The organism is Mycolicibacterium hippocampi, from assembly GCF_010723735.1.
Taxonomy (GTDB): domain Bacteria; phylum Actinomycetota; class Actinomycetes; order Mycobacteriales; family Mycobacteriaceae; genus Mycobacterium; species Mycobacterium hippocampi.
In genome coordinates this window covers 1-21441 of the sequence record NZ_BLLB01000001.1, presented here as the reverse complement: position 1 = coordinate 21441, position 21441 = coordinate 1, and the positions used below count along the sequence as shown (strand labels likewise).

Here is a 21441-nt window from a genome sequence, read left to right as displayed (position 1 = left end):
GCATGGGCAACGACACCTCGGCCAAGATCTACTCCGATCAACGCTCGCTGCCCATCCATCTGGGCGACTCCGGTGACGGATTCACGCTGCCGTTCAAGGAGAAATGGCGCGCCCCCGACGCTATCGCCGCGGTGCTGGGCTTCGTGGTGACCGGTTCGCTGGTGACGGCCAACATCACCAACGGGGCCAGTGCGTTCCGCATCCTCATCCTCGGCGTGGTGATCACGGTGGCTGCGGTGTGGCTGCTGTCGAAGCTGCCCGCCACCCGCCCGTCGCTGCGCACCCGCGCCCACTGGTGGTGGGAAAACCTGCGCCCGCAGGTCATCTCATCGCACCGCCCTCCCCGTTAAGAAGGGTCCTGCCATGTCTGTGCCCGCCCCGCTGCGCGCGATCGGCAACCTGCGGCTGACCCCGCACGGGGTCTACGCCGACTATCTGCTCTCCGGACAGCCGTTCATCTTCCTCTCCGAAGAGTGGCAGGACCGGGTGGCTGCCGAGCACGCCGAGCTGTGGCGTGCGCTGCCGTCAGGATCTTCGATCAGTGGCCTGACGGTCCCGGTGGCCCCGCGCGCCACCGTCCGCAAAATGCTGTACAGCCACCCCGATTTGCGCCCCGGCGCGGCCGCCCCCGAGGGCGTGTCCGAGGCGGCGCGGCCCTGGGTGCAGCACTGCCGCAGCTGGGAACCCACCATCGCCGGGCACCGCGCTCGCCGCCGTATCTACTGGCTGAGCCTGCCCCTGGATTACGGGCTGGCCGGGCGCACTCCCAGCGGCACGTGGCGGCGCATGGTCGACGCCGCACTCGGCCGTGACAAGGACACCGACTCCTCCATCGCCTACTACCGTGACCTGGCCGCCCAGATGGTCGCCGCGCTGCCTGCGGTGTTCTTTCCCAAACCGGCCACGGTGGAACAGATCTGGTGGCATTGGAACTACATCGCCAGCCGCGGCGCCTGGGATGCGCCGCTGCCGACACAACCGTTCAATCCCGACGCCACCCTGCCGGGGTCGGCGTTCACCCCGGTCCACCTGGACCCAGGTGCGGCTCAGCTGCGCGCCCGCCGCTGGCGGGCGGCCCGCACCGACGCCGACGTGTTCGTACGTACCTTCCGGGATCGCACCGATGGTGTTGCGGACTCCTATCAAGCGCTGCTGCCCTTAGACAGCTTCCCCGACAACGGAATTGCCTGGCCGCGCTCGACACTGTTCAAGGTTCTCGATGACCTCACGACACCGACCACGGTCTTGGACTGGACGATCAACATCACCTTCACCAGTGCGGATGTGGCCGTGTCGACCGCAGAGAACGTCATCGTCAACATTCGCGACCAGTACCGCCAGCGCGGCCGCCACGCATCGAGTTCCGACGAGCTGCTGCGCAAGCTGGCCTCCGGGCGGGAGCTGGCCTCAGAACTCAAACGCGGTAGCGCCGAGCGCGGTGTGAACGCCGCCATCGTCATCGCTGCGGCCGCCGGTGACCCGGATACGGTGAACCGGGCCGTCGCCGACGTCGCCCGCACCTACCGCGGCCAGAACATCGGCTCGAAACGGTGGCGCGGCAGCCAGCCCACATTGTGGCGGGCGTTCACCCCGGGCGGGGAGCGCCGCGCCGCCCTCGACGAGTTCCGCAACCCGACCACCACCAAGCGGTTTGCGCCGTTCGTCCCGCTGCTGGCGAGCAAGCTCGGAAACAACACCGGCGTCCCTTTGGGGATGAACCTGACCAGCCCGGGGCTGCGCGACGTCGTTCTCCTCGATGTCCTCAACGCGCCGGCCCGCGAGAATCCGGCGAATCTGGTGATCTGCGGCTCCCCGGGCCGCGGCAAATCGCATGCGACGAAGAATTTGAGCCGCTCGTGGCTCAAACTCGGCGCCGGTCTGCATTTATTCGATCCCACCGACGCCCGCGAACACGAAACAGCGTTGGCCGATTTCGACGATAAAGTCGTCATTGATGTCAGTCGCATGAATTTCAGTCTCGATGGATTGCGGGTTTTTCCTTATAAAGAAGCCGCAGAACGAACCATCGACCATTTGCTACCGCAATTGGGATTGTCGCCATTGAGCCGGGGCGCTCAGCGGCTGTGGGGGCTGCTGGCCCCGGAGTCACGCGAGGCCAACGGCATCGGCAGCACCGCGCAGCTGATCAGATATCTCCGCGACATGCCCACAGCGCGGCGCACCGACGCCGACGAAGATCTGCTCATCGGGTTGGAGGGCCTGGCCGCCCAACGCCTGCTGCGGCCACTGTTTGATGAGTCTCTGCCCGTTCCCGACATCGCCACCACCCAATGCGTGATCTGGAATTTCGCCGGACTCAAGCTGCCCACGGTCACCGAGGAATACCAGGCCCACCTGCATCAGCAGACCACCCCTGGCCAGCGCGCCGCCCAAGCGCTCTACGGGCTGGGCGCCGAAGTGGCGCAGTCGATCTTTTTCGGCCGCCCCGATCAGCCCGACATGTTGGTCGTCGAGGAGTGCGCAGCGTGGACCAACTCTCCGGGCGGACAGAAGTGCGCGAACACGATCATCCGCCAGGGCCGTAAGGCCTGGACGGGGTTCTGCGGTATCAGCCAGCAGCCGATCAAAGACTTCGCCGTGCTGGAGGACGAGTTCATAGATCAGCGACTGTGCCTGGGGTTCAAGCGATCTGACATCGCCAAAGCAACCTTGCAGTGGTGTGACCGCGACCTGGACCGCCACCCGGAGCTGCTGGCCAACTACGTCAACAACACCAGCCCCGTGCAGCTGGTCGACCACGGCGACGATGCGATCGATGACCGCTACGGAAAGGTGATCCCCGGCCGCGAGGGCGAAGCGTGGTTCCTCGACGAGTTCGGTGGCTTCGGCAAGGTGGCGCTGTTTGCAGCCCCGACCGCAGCACTGGCCGCCCGCTTCGACACCAACCCCCACCGAGCTCGGCAACGCAGCCAGGCCACGCAGCGATCATGACCGCACGCCTGCACTACTGGTATCTGACCCACCCGCGGTCGGGCCGTCCGCTACTGGTGCTGGGCGTCCTGCACACGCTGGCACTGCTCGCGACCGTCACCGCGCCGACGGCCAGCGCGTCGACCAACGCGATGGTGCTCAACTGGACCGGCCTCAAAGACACCTACGGGGTGCCGCTGGGCAACTACTACCTGAGCCTGCCCACCATTCGCGAGCAGATCACCCAGGCCGGCCCCGACATCGGCTGGACACCCGATAGCTGGATGGCCTGGACGCTGCACGCCATGGAAACGATGGCGTTCAACGTCACCTCGGCCAGCATCCTCACCGCCGAGGCGGGGCTGTTCATCGGCATCATCGCGTTGGCACTGTGGCTGATGAAGATGACGGTGAGCACCTACTGGCTCACCGTCATCGGCGAGATCGCCCGCGCAGTCACCAACGCGGTCATCACCGTCACCACGCAGTTGGGCCTGTTGGCGATCGCGATCCCAATCGGGGTGTTCGCCGGAGTGGTCACCATTCACCGCGGCGAAGCCGGTCGGGGCTGGACGATGATCCTCATTGCGTTGACCATGCCGGCGCTGTCGATCGCGATCTTCGCCAACCCGGCCGGGCTGATGTATGGCGAAGGCGGGCTCCTCGAGTTCGCCCGCCGGGTCGGGTTCAGCGTCGCACAGGCCGCCACTCCGGGCCATAACGGCACCTTCGACGGTGTCGGCTCGGGCGGGCAGGTCGACGCGCTGACCGCCAGCCTCATCACCCACACCGTGCGAGAACCGTTGCAGCTGTGGAACTTCGGTCAGGTCGTCGATCGGGTGGGTGGATGCGGCGCCGCCTGGTCGGCGGCCGTCAATCGCGGTGCACCCGATGGACCGATCCGTGCCATGCAGTCCTGCGGCAACACCGCTGCAGTGTCCTACGCCCAGCACCTCGACGGCACCAACATCTGGGTCGGCCTGGTGTTCGTTGTGGTTGCGCTGCTGCTGGGGGCCTTCATGGTGCTCTCGGGCTGGGCAGTGCTCAAGGTGTCGGTCAAGGCGATCTACACAACGGTGATCCTGCTGCCGACGCTGTGGCTGGGAGCCATCCCCGGTGCCCCCCAGCGTCGCGCTACCGCTGTGGTGTGGCAGTTCTTCCGCCACGCCATCGAGGTCCTGGTCTACATCATCTTCGTCAGCGTCATGGGCCTGGCGGTGGAGTCAATCGTCGCCGGCCGGCTCCCCGCACAACTGGGCGGCAACAACCCGTTCGCGCACGTGCTGATGATGGGCGCAGTCTCGGTCGCGGCGATGATGCTGCTGCGCTACATCCGCGCCGACCTGTCGGCCGAACGCCCCGGACCCGGCCTGTTCCGGCAGGCCGGCAGTGTCGCCCTTGGCATGGGGATGCACGCCGCGATCGGCGGCGTCGGCGGTGCCGCCGCGGCCGGGGCCAAGGGACTGGGATCGCGACTGCGCAGCCGCGGCGATACCACCCCGTGGGACCAGCTCGACGCCCAGGCCGCCGACGCCCGCCAAGTCCACGGCGGACCTCAGCCAGGTTTTGAACCGGTGCCCACCGGCGGCAACGGGGCAAGCTCGGGCGGCGAAGGCGGCTCCGCGTCCGGCGCACAGCAACCCCCGGCCGGCGGTATCGACCCTGGCGGCGCAGCACACCCCGCCCCGGCGGGCGGTGGGGAGCCGGCACTGTCAGCGCCGCCGGCGGCGGGCGGGGGAATCCAGGGCATGCTCAGCGGCTTCGACAACGCCCGCGCCACAGCCCCGGCCAACCGCCACTCTGCCCCGGCTCCCAGCGGGTCTCCGTCAGCGACCTTTGAGCTGCCCGGCGAGGCCCCGGGAGGGCTCGGCGGGGCAGCGACATCTCTGCCTGCGATGTCCGACCTCCCCGAGGCGCGGTACCTCGACGAGGTTCCACCACCCCCGGAGCCGCCGCACGACGACGAGGAGTTTCCACCACCCGACGACGAGCCAGGACCTTCCTCCGGGCCACCGACTACCGTCAATCCCATCACCAACACGTAGCCAAGCAGGGGAGAAGCGCCACCCATGACCTCGCCGACCGAACAGCGCCGCGCGTTCGACGCCGCGATGGACAGCTACCGCTCCGGGGACCGCGCCACCGCACTGGGCATCTTTACCCGCGTCACCGCCGACAACCCCGCCATGTCGGACGCCTGGCTGGGTCGCCTGGCGTGCGGAGACCAGGAACTCGACACCCTGGCCGGCGCGCACGAGAACTCCCGGGCGCTCTACCGCGAAACCCGCCGCATCGGTCTCAAGGCCGGCGAACTGCACGCCGTGATCGTGGCACCGCTATACCTGACGCTTCCGGTGTGGTCACGGGCCACGTTGGCTCTGGCCTACGCCTCAGCACTCATCCGCGCCGAACAGTACGCCCAAGCCGCGTCACTGCTCGACCACCCGTCCATCACCGAGGACACCCAAGCCGCCCAATGGCGTCAATTCATCACCGCCACACTGCACTACCGCACCCGGCGTTGGCCGGATCTGCTCGCCGCCACGGCGGTGTCCCCGCCGCCGGAGGCAACCTATGTCCTGGAACCTGTCAGCGCCGCGGTCGCGGCGCTGACGGCGGCGGCCTCCGCCAGCCTGGGACAGTTCCAAACCGCACTCGACACCGCTGACAAGATCCACACCGACAACCCCTACGTCAGCGCCGATGTGGCGCTCACCCGCGGCTGGTGCCTGCGTGAACTTGGCGACCCCGACGCTGCGCTGGCGGCGTTCCGCGCCGCCGCAGTGGAGGGGCAGTTGTTGCCCGCGGCCCAGCAGGCCATCGACGACCCCAGCTACCGCCTTGTGGTCACCGATCCCGAAACCATCGCCACCCGCACCGACAAGTGGGACCCGGCCACCGAGACCAGCCGCGCCCAGCGCGACGCGGCCGCATTGGCCGAAGAGCAGAAGGAAGTACTGGCCAACGCCAAGCGCCGCCTCGACGAACTGATTGGACTGGAGGGCCCCAAAGAGCAGATCGCGGTGTGGCGCACCGAAATTCAGATTGATCAGCTGATGGCCGCTCAGGGCGATGAAACGTCGTCGACCGGTGAGAACCACATGGTCTTGGAAGGTCCGCCCGGGACGGCGAAAACCACGTTCGCCCGCATTGTTGCCGAGATCCTGTTCGGCTTGGGCAAGATTCAGCGCCCCGAGGTCATGGAAGTTACCGAGGAGGACCTTGTCGTCGGTTACGTCTCTCAGACCGCGCAGCGGATGAAAGAGGTCTGCGAAGAGGCGTTGGGCGGGGTGTTGTTCATCGACGAGGCCTACCGGCTGGTGCCGGAGACTGAGGGCCACAGCTTCGGCAAGGACGCCATCAACACGCTGCTGAAATACATGGAGGACTTCCGCGACCGGCTGGTCGTCATCGTCGCTGGCTATCCCAAAGAGATGCGCCGCTTCCTGGCCGCCAATCCGGGCCTGGCGTCTCGGTTTAACTTCACCCTGACCTTCACCAGCTACACCGCCGATGAAATCGTGGCGATCGGGCGCCACATCGCGGGTAAGGAGAAGATCGCAATTGCCGAGGAGGCGTGGCCCATGCTGCACGCCGAGGCCACCCGCTTGCGCGCCACACCGACCGACGCCGGCACCGCGCTCGATATCGCCGGCAACGGCCGCTACGCCCGCAAGGTGGTCGTTGCCTGCAAACGGGAGCGCGCCCGGCGACTCAGCAGTAACACTCCGGAGGAATTGGCCGCCTTGGCCGCCGCTGATCCGTCGCTGCTGGTGGTCAACACCGATGATATGGCCCGCGCCCTGGCCTCCTCGCAGAGCGGCGATATCAGCGCCGCGCCGGCGACATGACTGCCCATACTGGCCCGGCGCAGGCATCGAAGCCTCATATTGCCGCGTCTTTCTTCTCCGAGCAGCTGGCCGCGCTTATCGAGGACAATCCTCGGGTTCGGATGCTCAATACCGGCCGCACCCGCACGACGAAGCCGCTTACGGTCTACAAGCTGATCCGGGATCACTGCCCGGAGTTCAAGACCTCCCGCACCCAGTGGTACCGCCTCTACCACGGCGAGCGGGCACCGCGTGTCGACGAAGTGTATTGCGTGGCAAAGGTGTTTGGTGTTTCGCCCCGCTATTTTCTTCCCGACACCACCGACTGAGGCGCCGCGATCACCAACTCCAGCCGGCCAGCGTTTCTAAGCGGCGGCACCGCTCCTCGCTGAGCTGACCGGCGCGGCGCTTTTTGCGTTGGTCGCTGACCCAGTGCCCCAACCCGTGACCTGACTCGGTGACGAGCTTGCTTCCCGGGGTGGCCGCTCCGTGTTCAGCGCAGTACGCCTGCAGTTCGCGAAACCCCCTGTCCCACTGAGCATCAAAGGTGTTCCATGCCCACCCGGGCAGGGCTTCCAGGCGGCCGATGCGGTCGGGGAAGTCCCGAGCCATCCTCCCGGTCCGGTACGCCGCACGTTGGTTGGAGACCCAGTGCCCCAACGCCATCCCGGATGCGGTGCGGTAGTGCTGGCCCGGTGCGGCGTGGCCGTGTTCGTCGGCGTAGGCGACGAGCTGGTCATAGTTCTCGTCCCAGGCGGCGTCGAATCGCCGCGCCTCCGGCGACCAACCCGGCAACGACTGCAACCGCTTCAGACGCTCTGTGGACAGACTGCCCGCGCGGGCGGCGCGGCGCACTCCCCGTATCCAGTCGGCAATGCTGGCACCGGTCGATGACACGTAGTCGGGCGGGGGATCGCAGCTGCGGTGTGTGGCGGCAAAGGCCGCCAGCGCGGCGAAGTTTTCCTCCCATCGGGCTTCGGCGAGGTTCCACGACCAGCCCGGCAGCGCCTCCAGACGCCGGCAGCGCTCCGCGCTGAGCTTGCCCTTGCTGCGTGCCTGACGCTGCGCGGTCACCCACGACGCCAAGGACCGACCATCGTCGGTCTGCTCGCCGCCCGGCGGGTTGGTGTGCCCGTGCTCCGCGGCGTAGGCGGCCAGCGCATCGAACGCGGCCTCCCACGTGGGTCGGGCCCGATACTCCCAGGACCAACCCGGCAGCGCCTCCAGACGCCGGCACCGGGCACGGGCAAGCTTCGCCCGTCGCGACGGTCGCCGTAGATCGTGCACCCACTGGCCCAGTTCAACTCCGGCGTCGGTCACGTAGCCGATCGGCGGGCTGGCGTGACCGTGTGCGGCCGCGTACGCGGCGAGCTCCTCGAAGTAGCTCTCCCACTGACGGGTTTGTCGGTGAGCCCAGCTCCAGCCGGGTAGATCTTCCAGGCGTTTACGTTGGTCCTCGCGCAGCCGCTGCCGCTGCCCGGGCCGGCGCAGCCCGATCACCCATTGGTTGAGGCGAAGATTCGCGGTGCGCGGCGGGTAGGAGTGCCCGTGGGCGTCGGCGTAGGCGGCCAACGCAGCGAAGCTCGTCTCCCAGCGTGCGTCGACGACGTTCCACGCCCATCCGGGCAACCCTTCGAGTCGCTCGATGCGCTGCGGGAGCATCCGGCCGTGACCGTGGGCACGTCGCTGTCCGGATACCCATTGCCCCAGGGGGCGCCCGTCAGCAGTTGTGTACTGCTGCGGCGGGCTGGCGTGACCGTGCGCGGCGGCATAGGCGGCCAGCGCGGCGAAGTTGTCTTCCCACTGCTGGGTCAAGGTGTCGACGGTGTGCACGCTGAAGGCGCGCAGGAACTGCTCAGCCAGCTCCGAGGGCAGGTCGGTGGGGATGAGGATGTCGACGAGGTCGGTGTGCACGGAGTCGCTGTCACCGGGGCCGGTCTCGCCCAGGGTGCCCCAGAGCCGGGTGAGATCGGCGCCGATGCTGGGATCGTGGCTTTGCAGCGCGAGCAGCACTTGCCGCGCTTTCTTGAATTGGCTGATGTCGATGACGGTTTCGGCGTCGAGGCTGTCGTCCACCGTCAGCGCCAGCACGATCAGCGCGGGACGGTCGTGGTTGGGGTTCTTGCGGATGGCGCGTCCGACGGCTTGGGCGACGTCGATGTCGGAGGACCGCGGCTCGGCGAAGAACACCGCGTCCAGGGCGGGAATGTCGATTCCCTCGGTGATGCAGCGCGCGTTGGTGACGATGTTCCATTGATCGGGCCGGTGCTGGCCGAGGGTGTCTTCGGCCGCGGCCTTGCGCTCCCGCAGGGGGGAGCCTCCGTCGATGTGGGTGATGTGGGCTTCTCGTCCGTCAGAGACGAGGCCGCGGGCACGCAGCAGCGCGTGGGTGCGGGCGAAGGTGGCGGCGAAGTCGCGGCTGGCGGCGATCGTGTTGTGGAAGGCCAGGACGCTGGAGAGCTGGTAGTCGTCGGCCGCTTGGGTCAAAGCGATGGCGGCGGCTACATGGTCAGCGCGGGCGCTGCCGTCTTCGCCGGCGGCGAGGCTGATCAGGCGGACATCTTTGAGGGCGGAGGCCACTGCCGAGTCGGTAACGGCAATGACAGCCACCTTGAACGGGCTGAGGATGCCGCGCTGGATCGCGTCGCGGGTGGGCAGTGAGAACACGCGCCGCCCGTAGAGGTCTTGGTTGTCCATGGAGGCGACCGCGTTCCTGCGCGGCCTGGCGCTGCTGCGGCTCGGCGAGGAACCGCGGGCGTGCACTTTGGGGGTGGCGGTGAAAAAAAGGCGGTGCGCGGCCGGGATCTTGTGATCGTCGAGCACGACGGCGAACGGTTTGCCGCGCCGCCCGGCGGTGCGGTGGGCCTCGTCGCACACCATGACTGTCCAGGCCGCTGCACTGAACGCGCGGTGGGCCTCGACCAGGACCGCCGCCGATTGGTAGGTGGCGAAAACTACGCGCACACCTGCGGTGTCGGCCAGCCAGTGAGCCAACTGTTCAGCGGAGGTGGTGCTGGGTATTGATAGCTCGTCGTCGGCGATGTCTTCGGGGTCGCTGATCTGCTGGGAGCACACCGCCAGCGCGGAGAACGGCATTGGTGCCTCGCCGCGCCACACCTGATAGGTCTGCTCCAGTAGGCCGAGGGTGGGAAAGGTCAGCAGGACCGTGCCGGGGGCGCCGGCGAGCAGCTTGGCCACGGCGTGCACCGCCATGAGAGTCTTGCCGGTACCGCAGCCCGACACTAGAAGCGCCCGGTGCTCGTCGGGGGTGACGGCGTCGACGGCGGCGCGCTGATAGTCGCGAAGGGTCAGCAACAGCTACCTGCCGGATCGGGGAGAGTGGCTCAGTCGTATCAGAGCGTATCCGGCGCGCATTAGAAAGAAGGCGACGGCTGCGGTGACCTGCGACGAGAACTAAAGCCCTGGCGGCGTTAGCGGGTTCAAGGGCGGGGGAAGCGAGTCCTTTGCCGGATCTGCTGGCGGTGGCGGCGTACCGGCCGCGAGTCAGATTGGTGGCAAGCTGTCGACGATGCTCATCGTTTTCACGCTGACGGTGACAATGCGCTTGATTAAGTCGACGATGTATCGGGGGTCGTCGTGTTCGCTGCACCAGGTATTGGGATCGTTGACGATCCCCGAGCCGCGGCTGTCAGTCTTGATCTGGTAGCGCTCAATGATCCATTCGAGCGCTGAGCGCGACCCGAGTCGGTAACGGTGCGCGTCCTCGGGAATTCCTGAGAGGGTGAGCTGGGAGTTGTAGATCAGGACGCTGCGGTCAGTCTTCGACTTGAATCGCATCTTTGTGACGCGCAGGGTCTCCTGCGGAGTGCCGTTGAGAGCTCCGGTCGTTGTTTCGAGAAGGGGGTAGGGAGCTGCGGTTTCGTATCCGCGGTGAAGGTCGCTGAGCGTGTGACCAGCGTGGGTGAAAGCGTCGAAGTGCTCTCGGGCTGCGGGTGGGGGGATTCTGGGAAGCATCTTTTTGAGGTCGGCGGCGAACCTCTGTCGGTATTGCGGAGAGTGCAGCAGCCCGTACGTGTAGTAAAAGATGTCGTCGGTGCTGATGTCGTCGCCGAGGGCGGTGCGGTAGGTGGCGAGCGCCTGCGGGCTGATGGTGTCAACGCGTCGGTATTCGGTGTCAGCCTGTGCTGAGTCGTCAAGTGTTAGTTGGCCGCCACCGGCGCGGGTCTGATAGGTCCAGCGTGGGTAGAAGTTGACGGCGCTAATGCCGGCGGCGCCGAGATCTGGGAGCGCGTCGGTCATTAGGCTGAGGAACGGTGGCGCCAGGTTCCCGGGGTTAGGAACGAAGAACCCGAAGTTCGGCAGGTCCTCGCGAGGGAAGAGGTAGTGCAGTCGGCCGCGGCGGTCGTTGAGGTCGTCGTCGAAATAGACGTGCATCTTGCAGAACGGCCGGTACATCGCCAAGCGCCGATGAGTCGGCTGGTAGCTGATACGTTGTCCGCGTTGCACTTTAGGGAGCAGGCCGGAAGACCAGCTGATTTTGGCTTCATCGTAGGCGACAGCGTCCTCGACAGCGAGTTCGGGGTTGGCGGCGACTGCACGCTGGTAGGCGTCGACCTGTTCGTTATAGAAGTCGATGGTGGCGGACATGCTGTCGGCCAGCTGCGCGGCAGAGAAGTTGTACACCCAGGCATCGCGGTTGGTTTTGAGTCCGCCTGAGTAGTCGGTGAAGATGGCCAGGTCGTCGGATCCGCGTTTGACGGCGATTGGTGTGTAGGAGCTGAAGGCTTCGTCCCGGGGGTCTACCCAGTCGCCTTCGTCGTTAGGGGAAATCGTCTCCCACGCCATGGTAGGTAGTTCGCTTTTCGCGATAATTGCAAGCTTGTCGTCGCGGGATAGCCCGTCTCCAATGTTGCGATAGTGGATCTGGCATGGGCCTGTGGCGGCGGGGTTCTTGACAGCGATGAGAATCGCAGCACCCGTTTGTGACCCGTCGTCGAAGATCTTGCCGCCTTCGGCGCGCCAGTCGCTTTGACGTTGGTTGCCGCGGAGATCGTAGATATAGAGCGCCGAGAACTCCTCCGGCATAGCAAGCCGAAGACCAGCGGTGGTGTTGCCGGTGATCCAGCCGGAGTTGGTGACGTAGGCGATGATGCCAGCGTCACCGATCCTGTCGGTGGCCCAACGGATGGCGCGAACATACGAGTCGTAGAGCTTGCTTTTCAGTTTGGCGGTCGACTTGGCGGCATAGGTGGCGGAGATCGCGGCATCAAGTGTGGGGTACGGCTGATTAGCATTGTTGTCGTTGGCGCTGCCCTGCCCCGACTTGTAAGGCGGATTCCCGACGATCACACGGATGGGTTGGCTCTGCTGGGCGATGATCCGATCGTTGTTCTGAGGGAATAGTTCGGCATCCATGGTGTCGCCGACCTCGGCGATTTGAAAGGTGTCGGTAAGGACAATGCCGTTGAATGGCTGGTACTCACCACCAACGGCACCGTGGTAGGCGGCCTCTATGTTGATGGCGGCGATGTAGTAAGCCAGCAATACGATCTCGTTGGCATGCAATTCGTTGGCATACTTGCGGGCGAGGTCTTCGGTCCTGATGAGTCCGGTCTGGATCAGGCGCACGATGAAGGTGCCAGTCCCGGTGAATGGATCGAGGATGTGCACGCCGGGCTCAGTCAATGTCGTTCCAAATTCGGCGCGAAGTGTGTCATTGGCCGAGCGCAGGATGAAGTCAACGACTTGTGTTGGCGTATAGACGATCCCTAGAGCTTTAGCGGTTCGCGGGAAACCGATCCGAAAGAACTTCTCGTAGAGTTCGACGACGATGCGCTGCTTGCCCTCGGCATTGTCAACCCCGGCCGCGCGCATACGCACTGATTCGTAAAAGCCCTCTAGGCGTTGGGTTTCTGTGTCGAGCGCTTGGTCATGCAGGGTAGCGACCATCGCCTGCATGACCTGTGAAACCGGGTTGTGGTCCGCAAAATCGTAGTCTTCGAAGAGGGCGTCGAACACGGGCTTGGTGATCAGGTGCTGGGAAAGCATCTCCACGGCTTGATCCCGGTTGATCGAATCGTTGAGATGGGCGCGCAGCGCTCCGACGAACTTATCGAATGCTGCTGCGATGTCGGGAGTGCTCTCGTTAAGCAGCGCCTTGATGCGTGTCTGCTGGGCCGTAGCGATTACGGCGACGTCCTTGGCCCAGTCCTCCCAGTAGGTGCGCGTGCCGACCTTATCGACAATCTTGGCGTACACAGCGTCCCGCCACTGGTCGGGGGAGAACATAGACAGCTGTTGGGCGACCTGCGCCGACTCGGCAGCCGCGGTATCGGCAGAGGCTGTTGTACCGTCGCCGGAAGATGTTGAGTCGGTGAGATTCTCGGCGGCGTTCGGTACGTGGCCGACGAGGATTGAGTCCGTGGCGTTCTTGTTGAGTTCGAGTTTGTTGACTGTGGCGTTGAAGCGGTCGTCGTGAGCCCTCAGCGCCTGTAGCACTTGCCACACCACCTTGAAGCGGCGGTTGTCGGCGAGTGCTTGGCTAGGTGCTACGCCCGCCGGTACCCCGACGGGCAGGATGATGTACCCGTATTGCTTGCCTTCGGCTCGGCGCATGACCCGGCCGACAGATTGCACGACGTCAACCACGGAGCTGCGCGGGTTGAGGAAGAGGACCGCGTCGAGGCTGGGGACGTCCACCCCTTCGGAAAGGCAGCGGGCGTTGGCCAGAATGCGGCATTGATTGTCGGGTAGTGGCGCCTTGAGCCATTGCAGGCGGTGGTTGCGTTCCAGGGCGTTGTAGGTTCCGTCGACGTGTTCGACGTCGCAGCGCAGTAGGTGGTCGTCGGCCTGGTCATAGGCGTCGATGACGGTGGCGAACTTCCCTGCGAGCTTCTTAGAGGACTTGATGTCTCGAAGGAAGGCCACGGCGCGTTGCATGGGGCGGGTGTCACCGCCGAAGTCAGCACCGCCGGCGGCTTTGCCAGTTCGTTTGGCGAGGCCGTTCCAACAACCGACGATTTTGGTCGCGTCGTCGAGGTTGAGTTCGCTGTTGACGTCGGCAAGCTGCTGCTGCAGTGGGCCGGCGATGTACTTCTCGTCGACGGTGAGCACGAGCACCTTGTAGTCGGTGAGCAGTCCGCGCTCCACGGCTTCGCCGAATCCGAGTCGGTGAAAAGTGGGGCCGTAGAGGGCTTCGTCGTCCATCGACGCGAGGACCGCGGAGTGTTCGGCGGCCTTGGTCTTGGTTTCCTCCGCGAAAAGCCTTGGCGTTGCTGTCATGTAGAGCCGCTTGGCTCCGGCGAGGAAGGCTGCGTCGTGCACCTTGACGAAGTTGGATTCGTCTCCGTCGACGAGTGTGACGCCGGTGGTTCGGTGCGCTTCATCACACACAATGAGGTCGAAGTCGTCGAGCCCGACCGCCTGTGCTTCAGCGATTACGTTGATGGACTGGTAGGTGCTGAACACCACGGTCAGTCCTTTAGCGCGTTTGCGGTGCGCCATTTGTGCGACCAGCGTGGCCGGATCGGTGGTGGCAGGAAGTGGCACGTCGTAGGGGTTAATGTCTTCCACCGCGCGGGAGACCTTGGTGTCCGAGCACACGGCAAAGGACCGCAGGTCCACCTGGCACTGAGCGGTCCATTCGCGCAGCGTTTGGGACAGCAGGGATATTGAGGGCACCAGGAACAGGATCTTGGCTGTTCCGCCGAGGTCGTCGGCGATCTGCTCGCAGATCTTGAGCGCGGTGAAGGTCTTTCCCGTGCCACACGCCATGATGAGCTTGCCGCGGTCGTTTTCGGTGAAGCCGACGATCACTTTGTCGATGGCTTCACGCTGATGAGGCCAGGGGTCCCGTTTGGGGGCGGGGGCCAGCTCAAGGTTCAGTCCGTCGGCGGGGCCGGCGAAGGCCCAGTCGATCGGGGCCTCGGCGATGTCAGCCAGTCCAATGCGCTGAACGGGAATCTGCTGGTTGTCGACCGCGTCTTCAGCATTTTTCCCCCACTTATCCGTTGTGGAGATGATTAGCCGGTGGGCGAAGGGATGCTTTCCTGACGCGGACAGGAACGAGTCGACGTCCGGTTTTCCCAGCACGTGATCGGGTTCGTAGAACTTGCATTGGATGGCCCATAGGTCACCGGTGTCGATCTCCTCAGCAACGAGGTCAATTCCGGTGTCGATCTTGCCGCCCCGCCCAGGCCAGTCCTTCCATAACCAGACCTGCTTAAAGAGTCGGCCGTAGAGGGAATCCAGCGGCAGGTACTGCGCCATGAGCTGCTCGAATTTCAAGCCGCGTTCGTAATTGCTAGGGGCACGCCGAAAAGCCTCGAACACCTCATGCACCGACGTCGCCACCCGTCTAACTCCTTTCGCTGAAGCTCGAAGTCACCCTAAACGCGGAACGCAATATCGCAGGGAAGTCGGGCCGGGGCGGGTAACAGGGCTCGTTAGTTCCGCATGTTGGCGAAGGGGCGCCGTCCGTGGTGGGCGTGAAACTGGGCGATCAACGCTGTTTCGGTGGCGGCCGCGGCGGTGTCGTCGGTTACCTGCCAGCCGACGCGCAGTTGGGCGTGGTCGCTGAGTTGCCAGATCCGCCGCCCGCCGCTGTGGCCCACGGGTTGGCCGGCGCCCGAGCGGCGGAACTCATCGAGCCGTTTGCGTAGACCACGGCGACCGGTGCGCCCGGCGTTGGCTTTCCCGATGTAGATGATGCGGGTTCCCGGCACCCAGAGCGCGTGGAGCTCGTCGACCGGCACGGTGGGGTCTTTGCCTTTGAAGTGGCCGGCCGGGGAGGTGTCCAGGAACGTGGGCGGGTCGTCGGTCGGCCGTACGACCACATACACGCCGGGGGAGGTCGGCACGTCGGTGTTGGGCAGCTCTGCGAACGGCACCCAGCCCGTGAAGCCACTGAGGTCGATCGGCTCGGTGATCATGGGTCCATACTGGCGCGCCACCGTGCGGGACTCTGTGGCGCTTGCCGCCAGCGCGCCGCTGTTGCCCCGCGAAGGGCCTGTTGTGTCCGGGGGCTGTCGCGGCGCGCCCATAGGCTGGCAACTATGGCTCTGGACTTCGATACGTCGGCTCCGCTGCGGTCACCGCAGAGCGTGACCGCTTTGGTGGAGGCGATTCATCGCGCCGACCCGGGAAGCCAGGAAACCCATTGGCTGGAGTGCAAGAGCACGCTGGATTTCGGGTCCAAGGCTGATCGGTTCGCCGCGGCGCGCGCCATCATCGCGTTCGCCAACCGCGATCCGGTCAGCGCGGGCCGTGACTGCGGTGGGGAAGCCTATCTTGTGGTCGGCGTCGCGCCGGGGCAACTCGTCGGCGTCACCGAGGTCCTTGATGCTGCCGCGCTGCACGACAAGCTGCGGCCCTACGTGGATGGTCCGCAGTGGTCGGTGGACTATTTCAAGGTCGAGGGCCATGACGTCGCGGTGTTCACCGTCGCCGCGCCGCGCCCCGGCGACCGAATCCACTCGCTGGTCACCACCTATGAGAACAACCGGTCGGGCACGGTGTTTCACCGCGGCGTGGCCAGCTCACCCCCGGCCACGCACCGTGAGCTGATCATGCTGCAGGATCGGCTGCTCAAAGATCCGCCCCGCCCGCTGGGCGAGCAGTTCCGTGACGCGGTGGAGCAGGGCAACCCGCTGGTGGTTGCCCGGCTGATGCGCGCCACGGTCCAGCAGCTGCAGGCGGCCCGTGCTGACCCGCAGGTGTTCCCGAACACGTTCGCCAGCCGCCAACCGGTAGAGCAGTTGCGCCAGTATCTGGCGATGGCGCAGAGCTACGAGGAGCTCACCGCCCCGCTGCTGGATCAGCTCATCACCGCATGCGCATGGCCCAACGCCGATCACGAGCGCATCTGGGCGGACACGATGGCTGCGCTGGCCCAACCGGCACCGTTGAGCGACACGGTGACCGGACAGATGCGGGTCGGCGCCACCCAAGCGTTGATCGTGGAAGGCCGTGACGACCGTCTTCAGGCGTTGGCGTTGCTACCGGCCACACTGGCGCTCTACGCGGGCTCGATCTCTGCGGTCCAGGGACGAAACTTCGGTGCCCTGCGGGCGCTGACCACCGACGCCACCGTGCCGTGGTCGATCACGCACCCCAATTTGCGGGTGACGGTGATCGAGAGGGTGGGCCCGTGGGAGGCGCTGTCGCGCGAGGACAGCTTGGCGTTGACGCTGCGGGCGGCCCAAGTCGCCGGCGACGACGCGGAATTGGAGCACCTGCTGGGCGACATCGCCCAGCATCGACGGCGTAAGCCGCCATTTGTCGCCTCGTCGTATCTGTTCGACGCGCTGCAACCGCACTTCGCCGGCCTCTACGGCCTGCCGCGCTACGGCGAGCTGTTCGACGAGACCGAGATCATGTTTTCCCTCGTCGTGGCCGACCAGATGGCGCAGGACCGCGTATTCACCGAGCCGTGGCTGGGTTTGTTCGTCACCGACGCCAGCCACACCGCCCGCCTGGAGGACAGCCGCTACGGCGCGGTGCTGGCTGAGGTGAACGCCGCCGGTGACGACTGGCCGCCGCTGCAGGCGGGCTTGTTCGGCGGGTCAATACACCGCCTGTCGGCCGCCCTGCAGCGCGTCACCGAATACACCGAACAGATGCGCCACCGCGTCTTCTGACCGATCAGGGCATCGGTACCGGCGTGGTGGTGACGGGCGCCGCCGGCGTTCCCGCACCGGCGGCCGGGGCTACCTCGGGCGCGGGCAGGGGGGTGCCGGCGCTACCCGCGGGCGTCGCGGTCGGCGCGGGAGCGGCGGCGGTGGCGGGGGCGGGGGTCTCGGCCGGCAGCGGGGTTCCTGTGCTGATGTCGGGGGTTGTCGTGACCGATGGGCTACCCGCTGGGGCTGGGGTGCCGCCGGGCGCGACGGCGTCGCCGGTCGGCAGGGGAGTTCCCGCGCTGCCGGTGGGCAGGGGCGTACCGACACTGCCGGGGGTCAGTGGTGTGCCCACGCTGGCGGGTGCGGGCGTCATAGGCGTTTCGGCTGCCGGCGGGACCGCTGCCGGGGCGGCTTCGGTATCTTGCGCTGGCGAGCTGGCACTGGGGGTTCCCCGGTAGGGGGCCGAGCCGCCGGCCGCGGGGGCTGGCGGTGCGGGCGGCGGGGTCAGCCAGACCGCGAGGTCGCGGGCACCGTCGTTGTAGACGACGCTGTCGGGCTGGGCGCCGGTCACGTCGAAGTAGATTTTTCCTGAGGTCTGCTGCCCTTGGGCGAGCGCGGCCGGGTTGACTCCCTGGGGGGTGGCGACCAGGAACAACGTTCGGTAGGTGTCGCCGTTGCGGGCCCGCGCGTTGAGGTCGGACACGATGGGCTGAACGGTGCCCGCGACCGCTGTGTTGGTGGCGGTGGCTTCCCACAGCGCTCCGCGAACATGCCAGGGGATGACGTCGCTGCTGGGCTTGAGCCCGCTGATTGTCCAGGCCTGCACCACCGGCCCGTTGATCAGTTCGGCTGGCTGCCCCAACGTCACCAGGTTCGGAGTGGGGTTGTCGGCCAGCGCGATTGGTGCGCTCATGACACCGATCCCGGCGGCCGCTGCGGTTGTCGCCAACACGGTCGTGATCTTCACCTGGTGCACTCCTTGCGTCGTTGGCCGCTGGCTCCCCGCAGTAACCGGTCAGGTTCTGACGCTATCGCGCGTTGGTGGCACTGTGCGTCAGCAGATCAGAGTTCGAGGCCGTCGATGTCGCGCCCCCGGTCACGGTCGCGTTCGGCGACGGTCTCGGCGACGGTGGCCATCCGCTGGTAGGCCGCGGCCGCGGCCCGGCCGGCGGCGCTGTGTTCGCGCCATACCGCGCTGCGGGCGCTGCGGCGCTGCTCTTGGGCGATCAGCAGGTCGCTGACGGGTTGGGGGAGTAGGTCACGTTCGGTGCGTTCAGCTTCGGCGTGCATGGTGCGGGGCCGGTCGTCGTTGGCCAGGATGGTGCGGAAGTGGTGGGCGGCAGCCCATTTGTTGCCGCGCCGCAGGACGTGAATGTCAGCCCCGGCGACCAGGCGTGAGTGTTCGTGGTCGGCTTCGCCGCTGATCCGTTGGTAGACGTAGGCATGGTTTTCGTCTTTGGCGCGGGTCATGCCGACATAGGCCATGGCTCGGCTGGAGGTGTCGGCCAGGATGGAGTGGCACACACCGGGAGTGGTTTTGTTGCCCACGGTGACTCCCTGGGCGGAGTGCACGGTCACCGCGTAGCCGAGGGTGACGTTCTGGCGCAGGTAGTCGCCGTCGAAGACGACGCGCGCTTTGTCGGTGAGCCGTTCGGCGGCCACCCGATTGGTCTTCTCGTCGATGCCGGCGACGCGCCACCGGTTGCCGTTACGTACTTGGTCGACGGCCTGGCCGACGGGGTGCTCGGCCCCGGGGTGCACGGGGATGCTGATGTCGTTTTCGCGGCTGATGATGATGTCGCCGACGGCGATGCGCTGGTCGCGGGCGGCCCGCACGGACGGCCCGTCGCCGACGAGGGCGTTGTGAACGCGCTGGTTGAGCGCGTCGGCCATCTCCCAGGAGTCGCAGACCATCAGTGAGTCTTTCCCGGCGGCCCGGTCAGCCAGGTAGGCATCGCCGGCGTCTTTGGCCATCGCGATCGGGTCGCCGGTGTGCAGGCGGCCGTGACTGCGATACCAGCCGACCGCCTTGCGCAGGCGATTGCCGTGCCCGGACCGCAACGCCAGGGAGGCGTCGCGCTCCTCGGCGCTGCGCATCCGCCACACTTCACCCAGGCGCTGCGACCAGGGCAGGTCCCCGCAGAGATGCTCGAACATGCCGCCGCGGGCTTTCACCGGCGCCAGCTGGTAGGGGTCCCCGACGAGCACCATCTTCGCGCGCCCGGCCACCGCGGCCGACAGCAGTTTTTTCAGCTCGGGGGTGCCGACCATGGAGGCTTCGTCGACGACGACCACGGTGCGCCGGTCGATGGCCAGATTGTTGTCCTCGATGAGTTTGAGCGCCTTGGCCACGGTCAGGCCGCGGTCGCCGGCTTCCTCCTGCATCGCCTCGTCGACGGCTTTGCCGGTGGGCGCGAGCACGAGCACTTCTTTGTTCGCCCGGTGCGCGGCGGCGCGCAACGCTTTCAGTGAGTGAGTTTTGCCAGCACCGGCCGGAGCCTGCAAGGGCTGCACCAGAAATGGGGAGACGGCGATGTTGCGGATGGCGCGCTCTTGGTCGGCGGAGAGGTCCCCGAGATCGGCAGCGCGCACATCGAGTCGACTGCGGTTGTCGGAGGTATCGACCATGTCGAGGATGCGGGACTCCTCGAGCATGATCGCGTCGACGGTGTACTTCTCGTGCCCCTCGCGGTGGTGCGCTTCGCGCGGCGCGCTGATGCGCACACCGACGTCGTCGACGAACGCTTCGATGAGCGCGCGCGGTTCCCCGACCGCGCCGACGGGCAGCTGCGCGCCGACGATCTCCACCATGTCCGCGCGCGTGAAGGCGGCCTTGTCGATGCGCGCTGCCATGTGCGCGATGCGCGCTCGGTCCAGGGGAGTGCGCGCCTGTGCGCGCCGCGCCTCGCGCGCGGCGAAATGCGCGTCGCGGTCCAGATCCAGACCGCGCGCGTCGGCGCGCCACATTGCTTTGAGTTCGTCCCAGGCGAGCTGCTCGGGTTTAGTGGGCCGGGTGGCTTTCTGCGCGGTCGCCAACTGCGCGGCGGTCGGCTCACCGTCGACGACGACCAGGTTGTCTTTGGCCCATTCCCGCAGCCGCGTCGAACGCTGCGACCACGCCTTGATGCTCGCCGCGGTGACGCCCTCGATCTCGGCCATGCCGGAATGCTCGTCGACGGGCTGCCATTCGAAGCCCCGCTCGGCGTGCAACTCGTGGCGCAGCGTGGCTTGGTAGATGATCCCGGCGGCTTTGGCTTCGTGATACAGCGACTTGGAGTCGATCGACACCAGCCGCCCATCAGCTCTGACCTGGCGATTCGGCACGATGACGTGCGTGTGCAGGTGCGGGTCCCCGCAGCGGCTCGTCTCGTGCTGGTAGGCGATCGCGACCAGCCCGGGCAGCCGCTGGAGGTCTTTGTTGCTGGTCAGCGGGTTGTGCACCCGCGTGTACCCGGCATGTTCATGCAGGTAGGTCATCGCGGCTTCGACTGCTTTGACGTGGGCGTTCTGCATGACCTTTTCGGCCACGTCGTCGGTCAGCGACCGCAGCAGCGACACACTCTTGGGCGCGGCGAACATCAGGTCAAACCCGTGCACCCCGTTGGTCCCGAACGCCCGTCCGGCCTCCCCGTTGGGCGTCACGCCGTCGTCGAGCCACCGTGCCGCTACCTCGGTGTCAGCAAAGCCTCCGTCGAGCGCGGCGCCGTCGAGTCCGGTGGCCTCACCGACGGTGGCCTTGTCGCCGACCACGACCCAGGTCGGGACCCGGGTGTCGCCTTCGGAGTAGTACTCGCCCAGGCCGCCGCCGGCGGCCTGACGGTCCATCGAGGCTTGCCGGGCCTGATTGGCGGTGTCGTTGTAGTAGCCGATGCTCCAGCGACTCAGCCGCGAGATCGTCAGCACGGTCGCACCGCCACTAGACCACCTCACCAAGCCGGACAGGCCGCCGCCAGGCGGCCGGGGTTCGGGCGCGCCAGCGCCCGAAGCCGAGTATTGCACAACTTGTGCCAATGTGCCGGAAGTCTGGTGGGTAGGAGCGGAGCGGAGGCGGAGTGGGTGTGCTGCAAGGGGGGAGGTGGTGAGGAATTGGTGCCAGTGTGTGG

11 protein-coding genes are annotated in these 21441 nt (G+C 66.5%); 6 read left to right on the top strand and 5 right to left on the bottom strand.

The annotated features are described in order from the left end of the window. Positions 1 to 2: 2 nt before the first annotated feature. The 5 genes from G6N53_RS00055 to G6N53_RS00035 are packed head-to-tail and all read left to right on the top strand — an operon-like array spanning position 3 to position 7090. Positions 3 to 350 carry a hypothetical protein gene (locus G6N53_RS00055; protein WP_011767720.1) on the top strand — a complete coding sequence of 116 codons (348 nt, stop codon included), beginning with the start codon at positions 3 to 5 and terminating at the stop codon, positions 348 to 350. A gap of 13 nt (positions 351 to 363) precedes the next feature. Beyond that, positions 364 to 2952: an ATP-binding protein gene (locus tag G6N53_RS00050; RefSeq protein WP_163886426.1), complete on the top strand. Its 2589-nt coding sequence runs from the start codon at positions 364 to 366 to the stop codon at positions 2950 to 2952. Continuing rightward, a complete protein-coding gene (locus G6N53_RS00045; protein WP_163886425.1) occupies positions 2949 to 4976 on the top strand; it encodes a hypothetical protein in 2028 nt (675 codons plus the stop codon). The genes G6N53_RS00050 and G6N53_RS00045 overlap by 4 nt, the downstream gene beginning before the upstream one ends. Positions 4977 to 5000: 24 nt before the next feature. Continuing rightward, positions 5001 to 6782, top strand: a complete 1782-nt coding sequence (gene eccA / locus G6N53_RS00040) for a type VII secretion AAA-ATPase EccA (protein WP_163886424.1) — start codon at positions 5001 to 5003, stop codon at positions 6780 to 6782. Further along, complete coding sequence (locus G6N53_RS00035; protein ID WP_041321927.1) at positions 6779 to 7090, top strand: transcriptional regulator; 312 nt, start codon at positions 6779 to 6781, stop codon at positions 7088 to 7090. The genes eccA and G6N53_RS00035 overlap by 4 nt, the downstream gene beginning before the upstream one ends. 10 nt (positions 7091 to 7100) lie before the next feature. Here the strand turns inward: G6N53_RS00035 and G6N53_RS00030 are convergent, their stop codons facing one another. From G6N53_RS00030 to G6N53_RS00020, 3 genes are all read right to left on the bottom strand, one after another. Continuing rightward, a complete protein-coding gene (locus G6N53_RS00030; RefSeq protein WP_237166269.1) occupies positions 7101 to 10076 on the bottom strand; it encodes a DEAD/DEAH box helicase in 2976 nt (991 codons plus the stop codon). Positions 10077 to 10265: 189 nt separating this feature from the next. Beyond that, the gene (locus G6N53_RS00025) at positions 10266 to 15074 is read right to left on the bottom strand and encodes a DEAD/DEAH box helicase (RefSeq protein ID WP_237166267.1); all 4809 of its coding nucleotides are present in this window, start codon (positions 15072 to 15074) and stop codon (positions 10266 to 10268) included. Between the two features lie 92 nt (positions 15075 to 15166). Beyond that, positions 15167 to 15652 (bottom strand): hypothetical protein, encoded by a 486-nt coding sequence (locus G6N53_RS00020; RefSeq protein WP_083741821.1) that lies wholly within the window; start codon positions 15650 to 15652, stop codon positions 15167 to 15169. A 123-nt stretch (positions 15653 to 15775) separates the two neighbouring features. On the opposite strand from G6N53_RS00020, the gene G6N53_RS00015 reads away from it, so the two are divergent. Further along, complete coding sequence (locus tag G6N53_RS00015; protein ID WP_163886423.1) at positions 15776 to 17359, top strand: RNA-binding domain-containing protein; 1584 nt, start codon at positions 15776 to 15778, stop codon at positions 17357 to 17359. A 4-nt stretch (positions 17360 to 17363) separates the two neighbouring features. Here G6N53_RS00015 and G6N53_RS00010 read toward each other — a convergent pair whose 3' ends face one another. Then, the gene (locus G6N53_RS00010; RefSeq protein ID WP_163886422.1) at positions 17364 to 18305 is read right to left on the bottom strand and encodes an MPT63 family protein; all 942 of its coding nucleotides are present in this window, start codon (positions 18303 to 18305) and stop codon (positions 17364 to 17366) included. Between the two features lie 95 nt (positions 18306 to 18400). Beyond that, positions 18401 to 21241 (bottom strand): MobF family relaxase, encoded by a 2841-nt coding sequence (mobF, locus tag G6N53_RS00005; protein ID WP_163886421.1) that lies wholly within the window; start codon positions 21239 to 21241, stop codon positions 18401 to 18403. Positions 21242 to 21441: the final 200 nt, after the last annotated feature.